The sequence below is a fragment of the Collimonas sp. OK242 genome (assembly GCF_900107095.1).
Lineage (GTDB): Bacteria > Pseudomonadota > Gammaproteobacteria > Burkholderiales > Burkholderiaceae_D > Collimonas.
Window position 1 is genome coordinate 137,440 of the sequence record NZ_FNOR01000010.1, and the last position, 18,556, is coordinate 155,995.

Annotated in this window: 18 protein-coding genes and 3 tRNA genes; 5 read left to right on the plus strand and 16 right to left on the minus strand. The window is 57.6% G+C overall.

Translation table 11 applies throughout. The features are described 5' to 3' along the window. The first annotated feature begins 36 nt into the window (after positions 1–36). From ureG to BLV81_RS13035, 3 genes are all read left to right on the plus strand, one after another. The gene (ureG, locus tag BLV81_RS13025) at positions 37–666 is read left to right on the plus strand and encodes an urease accessory protein UreG (protein ID WP_092356745.1); all 630 of its coding nucleotides are present in this window, start codon (positions 37–39) and stop codon (positions 664–666) included. 187 nt (positions 667–853) lie between these two features. Then, entirely contained in the window at positions 854–1,726 is an 873-nt protein-coding gene (locus tag BLV81_RS13030) for a pirin family protein (RefSeq protein WP_369823880.1), read from the plus strand. 167 nt (positions 1,727–1,893) lie between these two features. Beyond that, positions 1,894–3,327 carry a catalase gene (locus BLV81_RS13035; RefSeq protein WP_092356751.1) on the plus strand — a complete coding sequence of 478 codons (1,434 nt, stop codon included), beginning with the start codon at positions 1,894–1,896 and terminating at the stop codon, positions 3,325–3,327. 117 nt (positions 3,328–3,444) lie between these two features. Here the strand turns inward: BLV81_RS13035 and BLV81_RS13040 are convergent, their stop codons facing one another. Next, on the minus strand, positions 3,445–4,356 hold the full coding sequence (locus BLV81_RS13040) for a DMT family transporter (RefSeq protein ID WP_092356754.1): 912 nt from the start codon (positions 4,354–4,356) through the stop codon (positions 3,445–3,447). Positions 4,357–4,488: 132 nt separating this feature from the next. On the opposite strand from BLV81_RS13040, the gene BLV81_RS13045 reads away from it, so the two are divergent. Then, the gene (locus BLV81_RS13045) at positions 4,489–4,932 is read left to right on the plus strand and encodes an Lrp/AsnC family transcriptional regulator (protein WP_092356757.1); all 444 of its coding nucleotides are present in this window, start codon (positions 4,489–4,491) and stop codon (positions 4,930–4,932) included. 36 nt (positions 4,933–4,968) lie between these two features. On the opposite strand, the gene BLV81_RS13050 is transcribed toward BLV81_RS13045, so the two are convergent. From BLV81_RS13050 to BLV81_RS13080, 7 genes are all read right to left on the minus strand, one after another. Next, positions 4,969–6,015, minus strand: a complete 1,047-nt coding sequence (locus tag BLV81_RS13050) for an ABC transporter substrate-binding protein (RefSeq protein ID WP_092356760.1) — start codon at positions 6,013–6,015, stop codon at positions 4,969–4,971. Between the two features lie 98 nt (positions 6,016–6,113). Beyond that, positions 6,114–7,229 (minus strand): NAD(P)/FAD-dependent oxidoreductase, encoded by a 1,116-nt coding sequence (locus BLV81_RS13055; RefSeq protein WP_092356763.1) that lies wholly within the window; start codon positions 7,227–7,229, stop codon positions 6,114–6,116. Beyond that, positions 7,226–8,668, minus strand: a complete 1,443-nt coding sequence (locus tag BLV81_RS13060; RefSeq protein ID WP_092356766.1) for an NAD(P)/FAD-dependent oxidoreductase — start codon at positions 8,666–8,668, stop codon at positions 7,226–7,228. The genes BLV81_RS13055 and BLV81_RS13060 overlap by 4 nt, the downstream gene beginning before the upstream one ends. After that, a complete protein-coding gene (locus BLV81_RS13065; protein WP_092356769.1) occupies positions 8,661–8,957 on the minus strand; it encodes a (2Fe-2S)-binding protein in 297 nt (98 codons plus the stop codon). Before BLV81_RS13065 ends, BLV81_RS13060 begins: the two co-directional genes overlap by 8 nt. Positions 8,958–8,985: 28 nt before the next feature. Beyond that, complete coding sequence (locus BLV81_RS13070; protein WP_092356772.1) at positions 8,986–9,783, minus strand: ABC transporter permease; 798 nt, start codon at positions 9,781–9,783, stop codon at positions 8,986–8,988. Positions 9,784–9,808: 25 nt separating this feature from the next. Then, positions 9,809–10,675 carry an ABC transporter permease gene (locus tag BLV81_RS13075; RefSeq protein WP_092356775.1) on the minus strand — a complete coding sequence of 289 codons (867 nt, stop codon included), beginning with the start codon at positions 10,673–10,675 and terminating at the stop codon, positions 9,809–9,811. Further along, complete coding sequence (locus BLV81_RS13080; RefSeq protein WP_092356778.1) at positions 10,668–11,744, minus strand: ABC transporter ATP-binding protein; 1,077 nt, start codon at positions 11,742–11,744, stop codon at positions 10,668–10,670. The genes BLV81_RS13075 and BLV81_RS13080 overlap by 8 nt, the downstream gene beginning before the upstream one ends. Before the next feature lie 195 nt (positions 11,745–11,939). On the opposite strand from BLV81_RS13080, the gene BLV81_RS13085 reads away from it, so the two are divergent. Next, positions 11,940–12,776 (plus strand): IclR family transcriptional regulator, encoded by an 837-nt coding sequence (locus BLV81_RS13085; RefSeq protein WP_092356781.1) that lies wholly within the window; start codon positions 11,940–11,942, stop codon positions 12,774–12,776. A 373-nt stretch (positions 12,777–13,149) separates the two neighbouring features. Here the strand turns inward: BLV81_RS13085 and BLV81_RS13090 are convergent. The 8 genes from BLV81_RS13090 to pdxJ form a co-directional block, all read right to left on the minus strand. Then, positions 13,150–13,225: transfer RNA gene (locus tag BLV81_RS13090), tRNA-Gly, on the minus strand. Positions 13,226–13,235: 10 nt separating this feature from the next. Beyond that, positions 13,236–13,309, minus strand: a tRNA-Cys gene (locus BLV81_RS13095). Between the two features lie 121 nt (positions 13,310–13,430). Beyond that, positions 13,431–13,506, minus strand: a tRNA-Gly gene (locus tag BLV81_RS13100). Between the two features lie 113 nt (positions 13,507–13,619). Next, on the minus strand, positions 13,620–14,222 hold the full coding sequence (gene pgsA, locus BLV81_RS13105) for a CDP-diacylglycerol--glycerol-3-phosphate 3-phosphatidyltransferase (protein WP_092356784.1): 603 nt from the start codon (positions 14,220–14,222) through the stop codon (positions 13,620–13,622). A 124-nt stretch (positions 14,223–14,346) separates the two neighbouring features. Next, positions 14,347–16,233: an excinuclease ABC subunit UvrC gene (gene uvrC, locus BLV81_RS13110; protein ID WP_092356787.1), complete on the minus strand. Its 1,887-nt coding sequence runs from the start codon at positions 16,231–16,233 to the stop codon at positions 14,347–14,349. 35 nt (positions 16,234–16,268) lie between these two features. Further along, the gene (nagZ, locus tag BLV81_RS13115; RefSeq protein WP_092356790.1) at positions 16,269–17,273 is read right to left on the minus strand and encodes a beta-N-acetylhexosaminidase; all 1,005 of its coding nucleotides are present in this window, start codon (positions 17,271–17,273) and stop codon (positions 16,269–16,271) included. Positions 17,274–17,362: 89 nt separating this feature from the next. Further along, complete coding sequence (gene acpS, locus BLV81_RS13120) at positions 17,363–17,755, minus strand: holo-ACP synthase (RefSeq protein WP_092356793.1); 393 nt, start codon at positions 17,753–17,755, stop codon at positions 17,363–17,365. A 7-nt stretch (positions 17,756–17,762) separates the two neighbouring features. Continuing rightward, positions 17,763–18,530: a pyridoxine 5'-phosphate synthase gene (gene pdxJ / locus BLV81_RS13125; protein WP_092356796.1), complete on the minus strand. Its 768-nt coding sequence runs from the start codon at positions 18,528–18,530 to the stop codon at positions 17,763–17,765. Positions 18,531–18,556 lie beyond the last annotated feature (26 nt).

An 18,556-nucleotide genomic window follows, 5' to 3' on the forward strand; every position in this document is an offset into this window, starting at 1 on the left:
AATCAAACATTCAATATTCTTTAAGCGAACCTGAAAATGAGCACTTCCTCAACCTCCAATCCACTCCGCGTCGGCATCGGCGGCCCGGTCGGTTCCGGTAAAACCGCCTTGTGCGAAATGCTGTGCAAAGGCATGCGCGACCACTACGATATGGCGGTCATCACCAACGATATCTACACCAAAGAAGATATGGAAATCCTGCTGCGTGCCGATGCCTTGCCGGCCGAGCGGCTGATGGGCGTTGAAACCGGCGGCTGCCCGCACACGGCGATACGCGAAGACGCATCGATCAACCTGGAAGCGATTTCCCGCATGAGCGCCGATTTTCCCGACCTCGACCTGATCCTGCTGGAATCCGGCGGCGACAATCTGGCGGCGACCTTCAGCCCGGAACTCTCCGACCTGACCATTTACGTGATCGACGTTGCCGGCGGCGAAAAAATTCCGCGCAAGGGCGGCCCCGGCATCACCCGCTCCGACCTGCTGATCATCAACAAGACCGATCTCGCGCCGTACGTCGGCGCCAATCTCGACGTGATGGCGCATGACGCAAAAAAAATGCGCGGCGAGCGACCGTTCATCTTCACCAATTTGCGCAGCGGCGACGGGGTTGAGCAAGTGATCGCTTTCATCCGCAAGCAGGGCTTGCTTGATCAGCCTAAATAAGCAAGCAATCAGAACAGGAATCAGAGCCAGGTTCTTCCGCAGTATTGCTGCGGAAGAACCTGGCTCTTTTTTTGCACTCCGCCCGGAACAATCAAATATGCTAAGGTCTCCAACCTGCGCAAGTCGTTTTGTTGCAGCGCCCTTGTTTTTTTGTTTATCTAAGCCAGGACACACTATGACAACCCCGATAACTACCTCGATTGCATATCGCATCCCGGGCCGCGCCCGCGACCTCGGCGAACTGGTGGTGCGCCGCGTACTGCCTGCGGGCCGCCATCAAAGCGTTGGCCCTTTCCTGTTTTTCGACCACATGGGACCGGTCGATTTTGCCAGCGGCCAGGGCATCGATGTCCGGCCTCATCCGCATATCGGCCTGGCGACCGTCACTTATCTGTTCGAAGGCGCAATCCGCCACCATGACAGCCTGGGCAACGATCAGGAAATCATTCCCGGCGACGTCAACTGGATGACAGCCGGACGCGGCATCGTCCACGCCGAACGCACGCCCGCTGCGCAACGCGCCAGCGGCTGGCGCCTGCATGGCATCCAGACCTGGGTGGCGCTGCCGTTGGCAGATGAAGAATGTGCGCCGGCCTTCGCCCACCACCCGGCCGCAAGCTTGCCGCTGATACAAGGCGACGGTTACCGGCTGCGCATCGTCGCCGGCCGCGCCTTTGGCCGGGAAGCGCCAGTCAAAATCAATTCGCCGACCCTGTATGTCGCCGCCGAAATGCAGGCGGGAGCGCAGTTCACGCTTGAAGCGGAATATCCGCAGCAAGCCGTGTATGTCGCCAGCGGCAGCGTGACTATCGACGGCGAAGCGTTGGAAATGGGCGTGCTGGCGGTGCTGCAAGCGGACCGGGCGGTAAAGATTGCCGCCAGCGAAGCAGCCCAGGTCATGCTGCTGGGCGGCGCCCCTATCGACGGCCCGCGCACCATCTGGTGGAATTTCGTTGCCAGCGATCCGCAGCTGATTGAAACCGCCAAAAACAATTGGCGCGAACAACGCTTTGAGCGGGTGCCGGGCGACGACGAGTGGATTCCATTGCCAGAAGCATGAGCGTAGACCTTATTGGCAGCAAACAGGCATTTAAATTGACATCAAAGCAACTACAGTATCAGTAGTTAATTACTATTGATAATTTAATTAAAATTAATTTTATCTATTTAACGATATCGAGAATAATACAGACCAGACCCTCCCTCCCGTTCACTGAAAGGAATAGCATGAAAAAGCTGACTACCGCCGCCGGCGCACCTGTCGTCGACAACCAGAACATCCAGACCGCCGGCCCACGCGGCCCGGCCTTGCTGCAGGATGTCTGGTTCCTCGAAAAGCTGGCGCACTTCGACCGCGAAGTGATTCCTGAACGCCGCATGCACGCCAAGGGCTCCGGCGCGCACGGCACCTTTACCGTCACGCACGACATCAGCCAATACACCAAGGCCAGGATTTTTTCTGAAATCGGCAAGAAAACCGATCTGTTCGTACGTTTCTCCACCGTCGCCGGTGAACGCGGCGCGGCCGATGCCGAACGCGATATCCGTGGCTTCGCCATCAAGTTCTATACCGAGGAAGGCAACTGGGATCTGGTCGGCAACAATACGCCGGTATTTTTCCTGCGCGATCCGCTCAAATTCCCTGACCTGAATCGCGCAGTCAAGCGCGATCCGAAAACCAATCTGCGCAGCGCCGACAATAACTGGGACTTCTGGACCTTGCTGCCGGAAGCGCTGCATCAAGTCACCATCGTGATGAGCGACCGCGGTCTGCCGCGCTCCTATCGCCACATGCATGGTTTCGGCAGCCATACATTCAGCTTCATCAACGCCAAAAACGAGCGCAACTGGGTCAAATTCACCTTCAAGACCGAGCAAGGCATTGAAAACATGAGCGATGCCGAAGCTGCAGCACTGGTCGGCAATGATCGTGAAAGCGCCCAGCGCGATCTGTTCGAGAGTATCGAGAAGAAGGATTTCCCGCGCTGGAAACTGTTCATCCAGATCATGCCGGAAAAAGATGCCGGCTCTTACCACATCAACCCTTTCGATCTGACCAAGGTCTGGCCGCACAAGGACTATCCGCTGATCGAAGTCGGCGTGATGGAACTGAACCGCAATCCGGAAAATTACTTCGCCGAAGTCGAACAGGTGGCCTTCTCGCCGGCCAACGTGGTGCCGGGCATCAGCTTCTCGCCAGACAAGATGCTGCAAGGACGTTTGTTCTCATACGGCGATGCGCAACGCTACCGGCTGGGCGTAAATCACCACCAGATCCCGGTGAATGCGCCGAAGTGCCCATTCCACAGCTACCATCGGGACGGCAGCATGCGCGTCGACAGCAATGCCGGCGCTACGGTCGGCTATGAGCCGAACAGCAAGGGTGAATGGCAGGAACAGCCGGACTTTGCGGAACCGCCGTTGGCGCTGGAAGGCATGGCGGATCACTGGAATCACCGGGTCGATGATGATTACTACTCGCAGCCGGGCGCGCTGTTCCGCTTGATGACGCCGGCGCAGCAGCAAGTATTGTTCGACAATACGGCACGTGCAGTCGGCGGCGCTGCCAGGGAAATCCAGGAACGCCACATCGCCAACTGCAGCAAGGCCGATCCGGCGTATGGCGCCGGCGTCGCCAAGGCCTTGAGTTTGCTGCGCTAAAATAATCTTTGGCAAGCAGGACGCTTAGCAGCAGCCAACCTTCCCGCCCCGTCCGCAAATGCGCACGGGGCGTTTCCCATTTACAGCCAAAAATGCGGGAAAGGCGCACACTGATTCTTAACTTGTACCAACGCACTCTTTCGGTTTCCACAATGACCAGCCGAGATTCATGCCGGCAGCGGCGATCAGAATCGCGGCCGCCCCGATCAATTGACTTATTTGCAGCCGATGGCCAAAGGCCAGGAAATCGACCATGATCGCCACGATGGGATAGATGAAGGACAGCGATCCCGTCAGATGCGTCGGCAACTTCTGGATCGCGCCGTAGAGCAGGATATACATCAGTCCGGTATGAACCACGCCGACCGTGACCAGAATGCTCCAGGTGCCGATAGCGGTCGGCAGTTGCGACAAGTGTGCAAAAGGCGCCAGCATCGCCATGCCGACGCAGACCTGGATCAGCGCAATCAGATGCGGCGGCATGCTGAACCTGGCCAGTTTTTTAGTGATGATGGCGGCGACGGCATAGAAAAAGGCCGCGCCGAGCGCCATCAGAATTCCGGCGAGATAATCGCTGCCGCCATATGCACCGGAATCGGCGCCGCCAGGTTGCGCCAGCACGATCAGCAACATGCCGGCAAAGGCAATCGCAAGCCAGGTCAGCTTGTTGATGGTCAGCCGCTCGGAAAAAAAGACTGCGCCGAGGCCTACCAGCATGAAGGGCTGGGTGTTGTAGACCGCCGTGCTGATCGAAATGGACGCGTGCGAGTAGGAGACGAACAGCAGCAGCCAGTTCAAGACGATCGCGACGCCGCCGAGCGCGGCCAGGGCCAGCAGGCGCCAGGTGATGGCAGCGCGCAGCAGGCCCATTCCGGCGCAAACCACCAGCAGGGTTGCCGCGCCGAAGACACAGCGCCAGAACACCACGTCCAGAACCGGCTGCCCGGAGACCAGGACGAACCAGCCTATGGTTCCCGAAATCACCATGGCGGCAGTCATTTCAAGCGAACCGCTTACCTTGTTAGTCATCAATCACTCCTGAAACTGTCAGGAACTGATAATCTCACCTTGCAATGCGATTTTCCATGCCTTATAAAAGGAAATATGCGAATACTCCCTAATTAAATAAGGCAACACTACGAATATCCGGAGAAATATAAAATGCTGAACAATGTCGACCAGCGCATCCTCGAAGTCCTGCTGAAAGATGCGCGCATTTCGCTGAAAGACCTGGGGCAGCAGGTCGGCCTTTCCTCGCCAAGCATTTCTGAACGCTTGCATCGTCTTGAAGAACGCGGTGTCATTCGCGGCTTCACGGTAGACATCGACCCGCAGGCGCTCGGCTACCAGTTGCAGGCTATCGTCCGCATCCGTCCTTTGCCGGGTAAGCTGCTGATCGTCCAGAAGCTGATCGAGCAAACGCCCGAGTTTTGCGAGTGCGACAAAGTAACCGGGGAGGATTGTTATATCGCCCGTCTGTATGTGCGTTCGATCGCGCAACTGGACCAGATTATCGATCGCATTGCCGACAAGGCCGAGACCAACACCGCGATCGTCAAGGCGCAGCCGATCAAACGGCGGCCGCCGCCGTTCGGGATCGCATAGTCAATCTCCGGCCTACCGCAGTTGCAGTAGAAAATCTCAGCGTTCGATCATGCGGCTCCAGCGGTCGTTCCAGGCGGCACGTTCTTTGTTGATGACATCCCAGTCGACCGTGTTGATGTTTTTCATCAGCTTGTCGATATTGCCGATCTTGGCTTGCACCGATTCCGGGATTTTGACATTCTTGTTGATCGGAATTGCGTTGGCATATTCCACCGCCTTGGCCTGCGAGTCGGCGCTCAGCAGGTACTCCGCCAATTTTTGCGAGAGCTCCGGTTCGGAATTATTTTTCAGCGCACAAGCGCCGACCATCAACATCACCGCACCCTCTTTCGGCGTGGCGAATTCGGCGGGAATGCCCTTGGCTTTCAAATTCGCAATTGCTGTCGGCGTCAGCGGGAAAATGGCGGCTTCGCCGGTTTGCACCATTTCCGATATTTTCGCCGAGCTGGACAGATATTCAAGAACGTTAGGGCCGACGGTGCTGCCCCATTTTTGAAAACCCGGTTCGACATTCTTGTCGGTGCCGCCGACCAAACGGTTAAACATCAGGAAACTGTGCAGTCCGAAGGTGCTGCTCTGAATCGACTGGAACACCACTTTTCCCTTGTATTTCGGATCGGCGAAATCCATCCAGGAAGTCGGCGCGGCCCACCCTTTTTCATCAAACATTTTTTTGTTGTAGCCGATGCCTACCGTGCCGAGTTCTATCCCTACTGCCTGGTCGTTCGCCATGCGGGCAAAAGGATAAATTTCCTTGAATACCGGAGCGTCTTTCAGTTTCTGGCACAAACCCATGCCGACCGCGCGGTACATGACGCCATCGTCGAGAAACACCAGATGCATTTGCGGCTTGTCTTTTTGTGCGGACATCTTGGCCATGATGTCTGCGGAAGTACCTGGAACCACCACTATCTTGACGTTATTGGCTTTCTCGAATTCCGGAAATATATAGCTGGTGTAGTTCTTTTCCATGCTGCCGCCATTCATGCCGACATACAGCGTACGTGTCTCCGCGTTGCCGGCCGCAGCGACGCCCAATGCCGAAATGAATCCTGTCGCCAGGATAATGTGCTTGAATTTCATGCTTCTCTCTCCTCAAGAATTAAACGCCCCGATGTTCCCGATAGATGCAACCGCCTACGTAACTACGAACACATTGATGTCAGCCGCTACTGCTCAATCTATCCGCTGAATCTATCAATCCTGAAAGCCTGGATCGGGGTTGCCGTCGCCCCATGGACCACCAGGTCTGCCAGCACTTCTCCTACCGCCGGGGCCAGCTGAAAACCAGCGCCGGAAAAACCAAAAGCATGAAACAGGCCAGGAGTTGTCGCGCTGGCCCCGAGTACTGGCTGATGATCCGGCAACGAGCCCTCGACGCCAGTCCAGCTGCGGATCACCAAAGCGTTTTGTAAAGCCGGAATGCATTCGCACGCCATTTTCATCGAGGCGAACATGGCGGCGCTGGTGGGACGCGTGGAGGCAAGCGCCAGTTGCCCTGTGCCGCGGCCGCCACCCAGGACGAAATTTCCGCGCGCCACCTGGCGCACATAGAAACCGCCGCCGACGATGCCGACATTGGGTTCGACCAGTTTCGGCATCGGCTCAGTCACCCACATATTCGGAAAAATAGGAAATTCCGGCACATGTTCGCCAAACTGCTCGGCAAACGTGGCGCCCCATGCGCCGGCGCAGTTCAGCAGGAATTTTGCTTTTACTTCAAGTCCGTTGCTAGCGCGAACCGTAAACTGCCTGCCATCGAAGGCGGCGGTTTCTACCGTCGCGCCTTCGCGCAGGTCGGCGCCTTGGCGTTTTGCCGCCTGTGCAAAAGCAGCGGCCACCAGCCGCGGATTGGCGTGGCCGTCGCTTGCGCACAGAGAGCCGCCGGCAACCTTGTCGCCCAGCCACGGATAACGCTGACGCAGCGCTGCCCGTCCCAGTATCTCAAGCTGCAGGCCAAATTTTTCAGCTTGCTCACGGTACTCCTCAAGCGCTGCCATTTCGGCGTCGCTACGCGCCAGCTTCAGGTGACCCGAGATTGTATATTCGCAGTTGCTACCCACCAGTTCCGGCAAGCTCTGCCAGATCGCATGCGAACGCTGGGCCAGCGGCAGCTGTATCTCAGGCCGGCCCTGGCGCCGCACCCCGCCATAATTGACGCCGCTGGCTTGCGCACCGCACCAGCCCTGTTCCAGCAGCAGCACCGAGCGATTCATGCGGCGCAGGGCCAGCGCCGCCGAGCAACCCATCAAGCCGCCGCCGATGATGGCAACGTCTGCCGTCAGTCGCTCGCTCATGCAGCCTCCTGCCCGGCATTCTCCGCCGCACTCGCCGCCACCTGCGCCGCCACCCCGACCGCCACCGGAAACGGTTTGACCGGCGGCTGTCCGCGCAACCGTCCGACTTCCGCCAGCGACTTGCCGGCGCTGCAAGCCAGTATTTCGGCGGCAGCGGCGCTGCAGACCCGCCCCTGGCACCGCCCCATGCCAACCCGGGTCAATGCTTTGAGGCGGTTAATTTCAACCGTGCCGGCATGAGTCACGGAATGGCGCAATTCGCCAGCCGTAATCTCTTCGCAACGGCAAATAATCTCTTCATCCGCACACGCACGCGCCCATTCGACAGGCAGCGGGAACGCGCGCTCCAAGCCGCGACGAAACCCTTGAACACGTTGCAGCGCACGATCCAGTCGCCGGCATTCGCGCATGTCAACCGTCTTTCCCAAATCTTCGAGCAAGGCCAGCGCAGCGCGCTTTCCCGCCATTTCGGCCGCATCTGCGCCGGCGATGCCAGCACCGTCGCCGGCAAGGTATACGCCTTTGACGCTACTGCGTCCGGCGGAGTCGCGCTGCGGCAGCCATTGTTGATTGATTTGATTGAATTCGAATGCGCAACCGGCCAGATCGGCCAATTGGGTTTCCGAGCGCAAGCCGAAACCGCTAGCCACGGCATCGCACTCTAGCGTCTCTTCAGCGCCGTTTTCACGCCATGAGATTGCCTGTACTTTTCGCTCGCCGGCGACGGCAATCTTTTGCACGCCCTCAACCACCTTGACGCCGTGGCAGCGCAGCCACGCGAGAAAATACAAGCCTTTGCCCAAGGTGAGCGGCTGCTTGGCCAGATCAAACGCCGCCCGCAACTTGCCGGAAAAAGATGCGGTATCCAGCACCGCCGCAATCTTGGCCCCGGCCTTCGCATATTGATAGGCAAGCAGATAGAGCAAGGGGCCGCTGCCAACCAACACGATGCGGCCGCCAATCACGCAACCCTGCGCTTTCAGTGCGACCTGCGCTGCACCCAGGGTATACACGCCGGGCAACAGCCAGCCGGGAAACGGCAAAATGCGATCGATGGCGCCGGTGCACAGCAGCAGATGCGAATAGGGCAGCGACCGATGCTGAGCGCGTCCCAGCAGATCCAGTTGCCGGCCATCGCAATTCCACACCAGGGTTTCAGGAAGATAGTCGATATGGCTGCGCAATTTATCAAATGTGCGATGCAGCGCATCCGCCTTGGCCGACTCGAAACCGTATAGCTGTTTTTTGGAACGCACCGAACCGCCAAACGCGGCAGGCGGCTGGCGGTATATCTGGCCGCCGGCGCGCTGGTTCTCGTCGACAATCACGGGCCGCAAGCCAGCTGCCACCAGAATCTCGGCAGCACGCACGCCAGCCGGGCCGGCGCCGACAATGACAATCCGGGGCTCGCTCTGCAGTTCGCTCTGCCGCTCACTCATCCGTGCCTCCTGGAACCGAGCTAAGCAGCCGCATGCCGCTTTGAATTTCAGTACTGCAGGCGCGCACCGGCTGTCCATCCTCGGTGTGCATCCAGCAATCCTGGCAAGCGCCGATCAGGCAAAAGCCGGCGCGCGGCCGACCGCTGAATTCGGACCGGCGCAAGCTGTCCGCCTGCGTCAGGACCGCAGTCAATATGGTATCGCCCGCCAGCGCGGTCACGACACGGCCGTCAAGCGAGAAAGCAAGCGACTCGCGTTGCGTTTCGGCGACTCTGGTAAATAAGGTCATTGCTTGGTTTCCAATTCCTGGCATGGGCTCATCCCTGATGACCGATCAATACTTTGTCCAGTCCGTAGACCCGATCCAGTATCAGCATCGCCACCCCCGTAATCAGGATCATCAATGCGGACACAGACGCCATCATCGGATCGATGGATTCAGTGGCATACATGTACATGCGCACCGGCAGGGTGACCGTAGCCGGCGTGGTCACGAAAATCGACATGGTCAACTCATCGAAACTATTGATAAATGCGAGCAGCCAGCCGCCGGTAATGCCGGGCAATATCATGGGCAGCGTGACGCGCCGAAATACGGTCCACGATCCGGCGCCCAGAGACTGCGCCGCCTGTTCTGCGCTTTTATCCATACCCACCACAGCGGCCAGCACCAGCCGCAATACATAGGGGCTGATCACCACCACATGGGCGACCACCAGCCAAGCGAACGAACCGCTAACGCCCATGCTGGCGAACAAACGCATGAGCGCTACCCCCAACACCAGGGTGGGAATAATCAGCGGCGACAGGAACAAGGCATTCAGGAAATCCCGGCCGGCGAAGCTCAGCCGCCCGATCGCCAAGCCGGCGGGCAAGGCCACGCACAGCGAGAGCGTGGCCGACAGCAAGGCCAGCAATAAACTGTTATAGAACGATTGCACGAAATCGGGATGTTCAAAGATAGCCTTGAACCAGCGCAATGAAACACCGTGGGTAGGCAGGGACAGCGTGTCTTCCGGCGTAAACGCGACCAGGCACACGACCAGCAGCGGCGCCAGTACAAACGCCACTATCAGCGCATGGAAGATCAGAGAAATAGGACCATTGTTGCGCATGCTATCTATTCTCCAATTAACCCGGTTAACCCAGCGTCCTGGAATATTTACGTTCCAGGACCCGGTTGTAACTCAACATGATGAGCAGATTCGCAAGCAGCAGAATGATGGCGATCGATGCTCCCAGCGGCCAATTCAGGGAGCCGAGGAATTCGTCATAGACAGTGGTCGCCACCACTTTCAGGCGGCGTCCGCCAAGCAGCCCGGGAATCGCAAAGGCGCTGGCACTGAGGCCGAACACGATCAGGCTGCCAGACAGAATTCCGGGCAAGACCTGCGGCAATACAATCCGCCGCAGCACGGTTGCCGGCGATGCATTCAGCGACAACGCTGCTTGTGCGACGGTAGGATCGAGTCTTTGCAATGAGGTCCACACCGGGATCACCATGAACGGCAGCATCACGTGCACCAGGGCGACCACGATTGCCCCCGTGGTGTAGAGCAGTTTGAGCGGTGCGAAACCAAGCCAGACGAGAGTCGAATTGACTAGCCCATTGGCGCTGAGCAGCATGCTCCAGCCGAAAGCGCGCACCACCACCGACACCAGCAAGGGACCGAGAATGATGATCAGGAAAATCGACCGCCACGGCTTCGCCATGCGGCTCAGCACATAGGCCTCCGGCGCGCCAAGCAATATGCAGATGAGAGTGGTTAGGCCCGCCACCCAAAATGTACGCAGGAAAATGGCATGAAAATATTCATCGCTAAAAACCAGCCGGTAATTGCTCAGGCTAAAACCAGCCTTGATGCCGGTAATGGCATCGAAGCCGTAGAAGGACAAGAGCAAGGTTAACAACAATGGCAAGAGCACCATCGCAAAAAAAAGAATCACGCCCGGCGCGGTCAGCAGATACGGCAGCGATGCCGAAGATAACGCATTCGGCTTAGCCATGCTGCGCCTCGCGATGTTCGCGTTTGACTATGTGCAGCGCGTCGGCCGGCCAACGCAATGAAACTTCTTCACCGTCACTGCACGCGGCGTTGCCGCAGTTCTGCCAGGTAGCCAGCAAATCTCCCAGGCCGGTGTCGATGTGATACAGCCATTGGTTGCCGAGAAACATACCCGAACGCACGCGACCGCGGATGATTTCATCTTGCGGACCGCAGCGCTCCAATTTTTCCGGGCGCAAGCAAAGTGTGACCCGTTCGCCGATCTGCAGCGTTGCGTCGCAGGTAGTCAGCAACTGTCCATGCACGCTCAGCGCCGACCCTTGCTGATTGACGGATGCGACCAGCCCTTCAAACAAGTTGGCCTTGCCGACGAATTGCGATACGAACTGGTTCACCGGATTTTCATAGGCATCGAAAGGTTTGGCGATCTGTATCGCACAGCCGGCATCCATGACGACCACGCGATCGCTCATCGATAGCGCTTCCGACTGGTCATGCGTGACCATGATGGTGGTGGTGCCGACCTTGCGCTGGATCTCGCGCAATTCAACCTGCATGTCTTCGCGCAATTTGGCATCGAGATTCGACATCGGCTCATCCAGCAGCAAGACCGGCGGTTCAATCACCAAGGCGCGCGCCAGCGCCACACGCTGGCGCTGACCGCCGGACAACTCGCGCGGATAGCGATGGCCGAATTTATCCAGATGCACCAGCGCGAGCGCCTTACGCACTCGTTCCACGCGTTCGGCTGGCGCAATCTGCCGCATTTCCAGGCCGAAGCTGACATTAGCACTCACTGTCATGTGCGGAAACAAGGCATAGCTCTGGAACACGATGCCCAGGCCGCGCCGGTTGGGTTGCTCGCGGGTGATGTCGCGCCCGTCCAGGATCACACGTCCCGCGCTCGCCTCGACAAAGCCGGCAATCATTTGCAGCGTAGTGGTCTTGCCGCAGCCTGAAGGTCCGAGCAGGGAAACGAATTCACCCTTCTCAACCGTCAAGTTCAGTTTTTCAACCGCGGCGAAGTCACCGTAGTGTTTGGACAGGTTTTCCAGCTGTAGAAACGACATCGACTTGTCTCCTATGACGGTCGGTTTTGATCCCAATATGCTTACCGCAACACTACCAAGCTATTTCCGCAATATAGTGAAAAGAAAAATCAGGGTCAATGCAATATTCCATATAGCAGACTAATTATTTGATATATTCCATTTAATGGACCATTATTAGATATATAGATAAATTAATTTCATTTGGAGGAAATAGTGAAAGATCAAGATGCCTCGGCGGGAACCAGTCTTCAGCGCGGCTTTGCGATTATTCGGGCGTTGGCGACAACCAATGGCGATGGCGCCAAGCTGACGCATATTGCCAGTGCAACCGGCCTGGCCCAGCCCACGGCTCACCGCATTCTGCGCGCGCTGACAGGTGAAGGCATCGTGGAGCAGGACGAACGCAGCAAGGCTTATCGCCTGAGCGTGGAGTTTTTTGCCTTGGCCGCACGCGCCGGCCATCGCGGCAATTTGCGCGATATCTGCCGGCCGATCTTGTTGCGCCTGTCGGCGGCGCTGGGCGACACCATGTTCTTGCTGGTGCGCAGCGGCTACGACGCCATGTGCCTGGACCGTAGCGAGGGACCGTTCCCGATCCGCTCGTTCACGGGCGATATTGGCGGCAGAGTCGCGCTCGGGGTTGGCCAGGGGGCGCTGGTGATTCTGGCATTCTTGCCCGAAGCAGAGCGCGAAGAAATCATCCGCTTCAACCTGCCGCGTTTGCTGGATCTGGGTTTATACGACGAAGTGTATTTGCGGACTGAAATCAAACGCTCGCTCGAACTTGGCTACGCAGCCAGTCATGGCGTGGGCCTGTTGCCCGGCATGGCCGGCATTGCGGTGCCGGTGCTAGACCGGCAGGGCCGTGCGGTGGCAGCCTTGAGCGTCGCCACGCTGGCGGAAAGATTGAACGCAGACCGTCTGCCGACTGTCGTGCAGATACTCAAGAAAGAAGCTGCGAGCGTCGGCGCACAGATCAACCCTTTCGATCCGGTTTTACGCCGGCCGGCGCAAATACTCGGCGGCCTGCCGATTGAAGCACCCAAATGACCCCTCCCTTTGCTTTACCCTGGCGAATGGCAAAACGACCCGGCCGCAAGATGCGGACGAGTCGTTGACTAAAGCCTGGCGCATATAAGATGATGCGGCGATGGATTCTAAACATGCGCTCGATGACAGCGTGTTTACCGATAAAGGAGAAGACTCCCGAAACCCAGTCCTATCTGGAAAGTGGCTCCGGCGAAAGGTGAATCAACTCTTGTATCGGTTCTTTGAAGAAGAATGATAAAGAAAGCCCGAAATCCCCGAAACTCCTGGAAAACCATGCACGCAGAGACGCTGCGAGGCAAATCAGGAGAAAATCAAGGCAGGATTTTTTACTGAAACGGCAAGGAAGATAAGGTCATCTTCCTTGCCTGGAATATGGAGCGGGAGAAGAGTCTCGAACTCTCGACCTCAACCTTGGCAAGGTTGCGCTCTACCAACTGAGCTACTCCCGCGTATGGAGTCTGGAGGCGGGGGTCGGGATCGAACCGGCGTAAACGGCTTTGCAGGCCGCTGCATAACCACTTTGCTACCCCGCCAGGGGTGTACCTACTGCAAAATCAAAGCAATATCGGCTGAATCAACATTGTTCAGCCAACACGATCGGCTACAGATTTCACATAAAAAAAGGAAGCTTTTTCCAGCTTCCTTTTTTGAATCTGGAGCGGGAGAAGAGTCTCGAACTCTCGACCTCAACCTTGGCAAGGTTGCGCTCTACCAACTGAGCTACTCCCGCATTTGTTTCTTTTTCCGTATCAACTACAGAGACGACATTATAGTTGATCTACAGAGCTTGTCAATGATTTCGAAAAATTTTCATCACGTATTTTCAAAACACCGACTTTCACTTCACGGCCTGTTGTTTTCTTTTGCAGCGGTACTTTCCTTGATCAGCGGCCAGGCCTTACGCAAATAGTAAAACATGGACCATACCGTCAACACCGCTGCTATCAACAATAACACTTGTCCCCAGAAACGGGTATCAATGCCAAGCAGGTCGCCATAATACAACAACATAGGGATGGCGACCATCTGTGCGGTGGTTTTTATTTTGCCGATCGAACTGACCGCCACCGATTTCGAGGCGCCGATCTGCGCCATCCATTCGCGCAAGGCGCTGATGGCGATCTCGCGGCCGATGATGACAAACGCGATGATAGGATCGACCCGCTGCAGATGCACCAGCATCAGCAAGGCGCCGGCGACCATCAGCTTGTCTGCGACCGGATCCAGGAAAGCGCCGAAAGCCGAAGTCTGGTTCCAGCGCCGCGCCAGAAAGCCGTCGAACCAGTCGGTCACCGCAGCGACGATAAAAATGATGGTCGAAGCCAGGCCCAATTGCAATATTGAAAAACCATGAAAACCTAGATCGGGAAGGTAGAAAACACCGACCACCAGCGGGATCAAGGCAACCCGCAGCCAGGTCAGTAAAATCGGAAAATTAAATGGCATAAATAGTTTTATAAGTAAGGAGCCAGCTGTTCGTGTTCTAATTATCTAGGAGTATGCAGCAGTTGGGAAACAAAACCTGCAAAAGCAACAAGCAACAACCCAACATGCAACAATGGAACGCATTTCAATGGAGCTGCTTGTAGATTTCCTCGGCCAGCACGCGCGAAATACCCTCGACCGACGCAATATCTTCAATGCTGGCATCCGCCACGCCGCGCAGGCCGCCAAAGCGCGCCAGCAGTTTCTGGCGGCGTTTGGCGCCGATCCCTTCGATCTCTTCCAGCCGCGAACTCTGGCGCGCCTTGGCCCGCTTGGCGCGCATGCCGGTGATGGCGAAGCGATGTGCCTCGTCGCGAATCTGGGCAATCAGCATCAGGGCGGCAGATTCCTTGCCTAACTCGCGCGCGGCGCGGCCGTCGGCGAAGATCAGCGTTTCCAGTCCGACCTTGCGCCCTTCGCCTTTGGCGACGCCGACAATCAGGCCGATATCCAGACCCAGTTCGGCCAGCACCTGGCGCGCCATTTCAACCTGGCCCTTGCCGCCGTCGATCAGCACGATATCGGGCATGACGCCGTCGCCGTTTGCCACCTTCTCGTAACGCCGCATCAGCACCTGGCGCATCGCGGCATAGTCGTCGCCAGGCGTGATGTCCTTGATGTTATAGCGTCGGTATTCGCCGTTTTGCATGGTGTGATGATGGAACACCACGCAAGATGCCTGGGTCGCCTCGCCCGAGGTATGACTGATGTCGAAACACTCGGCGCGCAAGCTATCGATATCGTCGACTTCAAGACCGAGCACTTCGACCAGCGCCCGCGTCCGGGACTGTTGCGAGCCCTGCTCCGACAACAATCTGGCGAGGGAAATTTCAGCGCCCTTTTGCGCCATCTCCAGCCATTGGCGGCGCTGTCCTTGCGGCTGGAACAGCAGGTTGATGCGATGGCCGCATTGCTCCATCAGCGCCACCATCAGCGCCGGTTCGTCGAACTCGATATTCAGGATCAAAGTGCCGGGAATAAAAGTATCGATATAGTGCTGCGCAAGAAAAGCCTTGAGCACGGCAATTTCCATGGTTTCGCCCTGCACTTCTTCCGGGTTCGACAATGCACCGTCGACATGGCTGGGGAAATACGCGCGATCGCCCAAATGGCGGCCGCCGCGCACCATCGCCAGATTGACGCAGGCACGTCCGCCCTGGACGATGACGGCAACGATATCGATATCGCTGTCACCCACGGTTTCCATGCTTTGCTGATGCAGCACGCGCGACAGCGCGGTGATCTGGTTGCGCACCACCGCGGCCTGTTCGAATTTCAGCTCGGCGGCGTAGGCATGCATCTTTTGCTCCAGCGCCGTCAATACTTCGGTTTGCCGTCCGCGCAAAAACTTGGCGGCGTTATCGACGTCGGTCAGGTAATCCTCATGGCTGATCAGATTCACGCAGGGCGCGCTGCAGCGCTGGATCTGATGCAACAAACAAGGCCTGGTGCGATTCGCGAAGACGCTGTCTTCACAAGTGCGCAGCAAGAACACCTTCTGCAAGATCTGCATCGATTCCTTGACTGCCCAGGCATTCGGAAACGGGCCGAAATACTGGTTTTTTTTATCGACGGCGCCGCGATAATAGGCCATGCGCGGGTATTCCTGGCCGCTGATCTTCAGGTAGGGATAGGATTTATCGTCACGGAAAAGAATGTTGTAACGCGGCTGCAAGGACTTGATCAGATTGCTTTCCAGGATCAAGGCTTCGGCTTCGCTGCGCGTCACCGTCGTCTCCAGCCGGGCGATGCGCTCGACCATCATGGCGGTGCGCGGACTGGCAAGATTTTTCTGGAAGTAGCTCGAGACCCGCTTCTTCAGATCGCGTGCCTTGCCGACATACAGAATATTGTCGGCTGCATCGAAATAACGATACACGCCGGGCAGATTCGGCAATTTGGCGACGGTTTCCAGCACCACTGCACGCGCATCGGGGATCTGGGGAATTTCGGGATTTTCAGCTTCAGTCATGATGCAGGGCTCTCAATGATCCATCATCGCTGTGATTACACCAGCGATTGCACCAGCGACCTGGCAGCCAAGTAATCCGCGTCGGTTTGCAGCGCATCCCAATCCAATGCCGCTGTTTGCGGCGCCAAGGCTGTCAGGCGTGCACGGGATGCGGCCGGCTCGCCGTCAGCCGCGCTTAGCCCAGCCAGCAGTTGATCAGCCTTGTCCGGCGAATTGCAAATCAGGACCACGTCGCAACCGGCCGCCAAAGCCGCCTTGGCGCCATCCAGCACGCCGCCGGCAGAACTGGCTGCTTCCATGCTCAGATCATCGCTGAAGATCACGCCGTTGAAACCGATATCCTTGCGCAAGATGGTCAGCCATTTTTTGGAAAAGCCGGCCGAGTGCTTATCCACCTTCGAATAAATCACGTGCGCCGGCATCACGGCCGCCAGGCTCATGCCGAGCCAGTCGTAGGGTTTGACGTCTTCTTCCATGATCTGCGCCAAACTGCGATCGTCGACCGGCAGCGACAGGTGCGAGTCGCCCTGCACGTAGCCATGGCCGGGGAAATGCTTGCCGCAGTTAGCCATGCCGGCCAGCGCCAGGCCGTGATTCAAACTCTTCGCCAATAAGGTGACCACGCGCGGATCGCGGTGGAAAGCGCGTTCGCCGATCACGCTGGACTCGCCGAAATCGAGATCGAGCACCGGTGTAAACGACAGGTCGACGCCACAGGCGCGCAACTCGCTGGCCAACACAAAACCTAGCGCGGTCGCTGCCTTGGTCGCGCCCAGTACATCGCGATCCCATTGCTGTCCGAGCAGGCGCATCGCCGGCAAACGGGTAAAACCGTCGGTCCTGAAACGCTGCACCCGGCCGCCTTCGTGGTCGACCGCAATCAATATGCCTGGGCGCGCCGCATGAATCGCCGCCGTCAGGGCGGTAAGCTGGGCACGGTCCTGGTAATTACGCGTGAACAGAATTACGCCGCCGGTGAGCGGATGCCTGATGCGCCGAATATCATCGGCGCTCAGGCTAGTGCCAAGCACGTCCAGCATGACCGGGCCGAGCGCCGCTGGATTTACAGTACGATCATTGACTGCAACACCAGCAAAGCCACTACCTGCGCTACTACCTGAACTACTACTCATCTCTTCTCCACGATAACGAAGGCGACCGCGTATTCCACCTCATCGGTAATCGATACCTGAGCGGTCAAGCCGTTCTTTTGCATGTATTCTTCCAGCGCCGGATTGACGACAACGATCGGCTTGCCGCTGGGCGCGTTCAAGGTTTGCATGGCGCGCCAGGTCATCGGCATCTTCATGCCTAGCCCGAGGGCTTTGGAAAAAGCTTCTTTGGCGGCAAAACGCGTCGCCAGGAAACGGATGCCGCGCGCCTCCACCCTGGCTTTGCGAGACAGGTATTTTTCCATTTCTTGCGGACCAAGAATTTTTTCCGCAAAACGGTCGCCGTTACGCTGCAGCGCAGCCGCTATCCGGGGAATCTGGATGATGTCGGTGCCGATGCCATAAATCATGGTTAGCCTACTTAGCCGAATTCGCCAGGCGTGCTTTCACCATCAAGGCCTTCATTTCGCTGACCGCGGCTTTCCAGCCTACAAATACGGCATGCGCCACGATGGCATGGCCGATGTTCAGCTCGGCGATATCGGGAATGGCGGCAATCGCCTGGGCATTGGTGTAATGCAGGCCATGCCCGGCGTTGACCTTGAGGCCGCGCCTGACGCCTTCCTGCACCGCTATTTGCACTCGTTCCAGCTCGCTACGCTGTTCAGCTTCGTCATGCGCTTCGGCATAACGCCCGGTGTGCAGTTCGATCACCGGTGCGCCAACTTCCGCAGCGGCTTGAATCTGATCGGCTTCAGGATCGATGAACAGGCTGACGCGGATGCCTTCCCCCTGCAATTGACGCACCGCCGCCTGCACCTGGGTGAAATACTTGACGACATCCAGGCCGCCTTCAGTGGTCAGCTCATGCCTGCGCTCCGGCACCAGGCAAGAATCCTGCGGCTTGATCTTGCAGGAAAAATCGATCATTTCCTGAGTCACCGCCGCTTCCAGGTTCATCCGCGTGCGCAATTGCGGCCGGATGATTTCAACGTCGGCATCCTTGATGTGGCGCCGGTCTTCGCGCAAATGCAAAGTGATGACATCGGCGCCCGCTTCCTCCGCCTGCAGTGCCGCTTGCAGCGGATCAGGATAGGGAGTGCCGCGCGCATTGCGCAAGGTGGCGACGTGATCGATGTTGATGCCAAGGTCGATGATCGACGATGTGGGGTTGAGATAGCTCATCGTATGCTCAGGTAATGGTGTGGTTG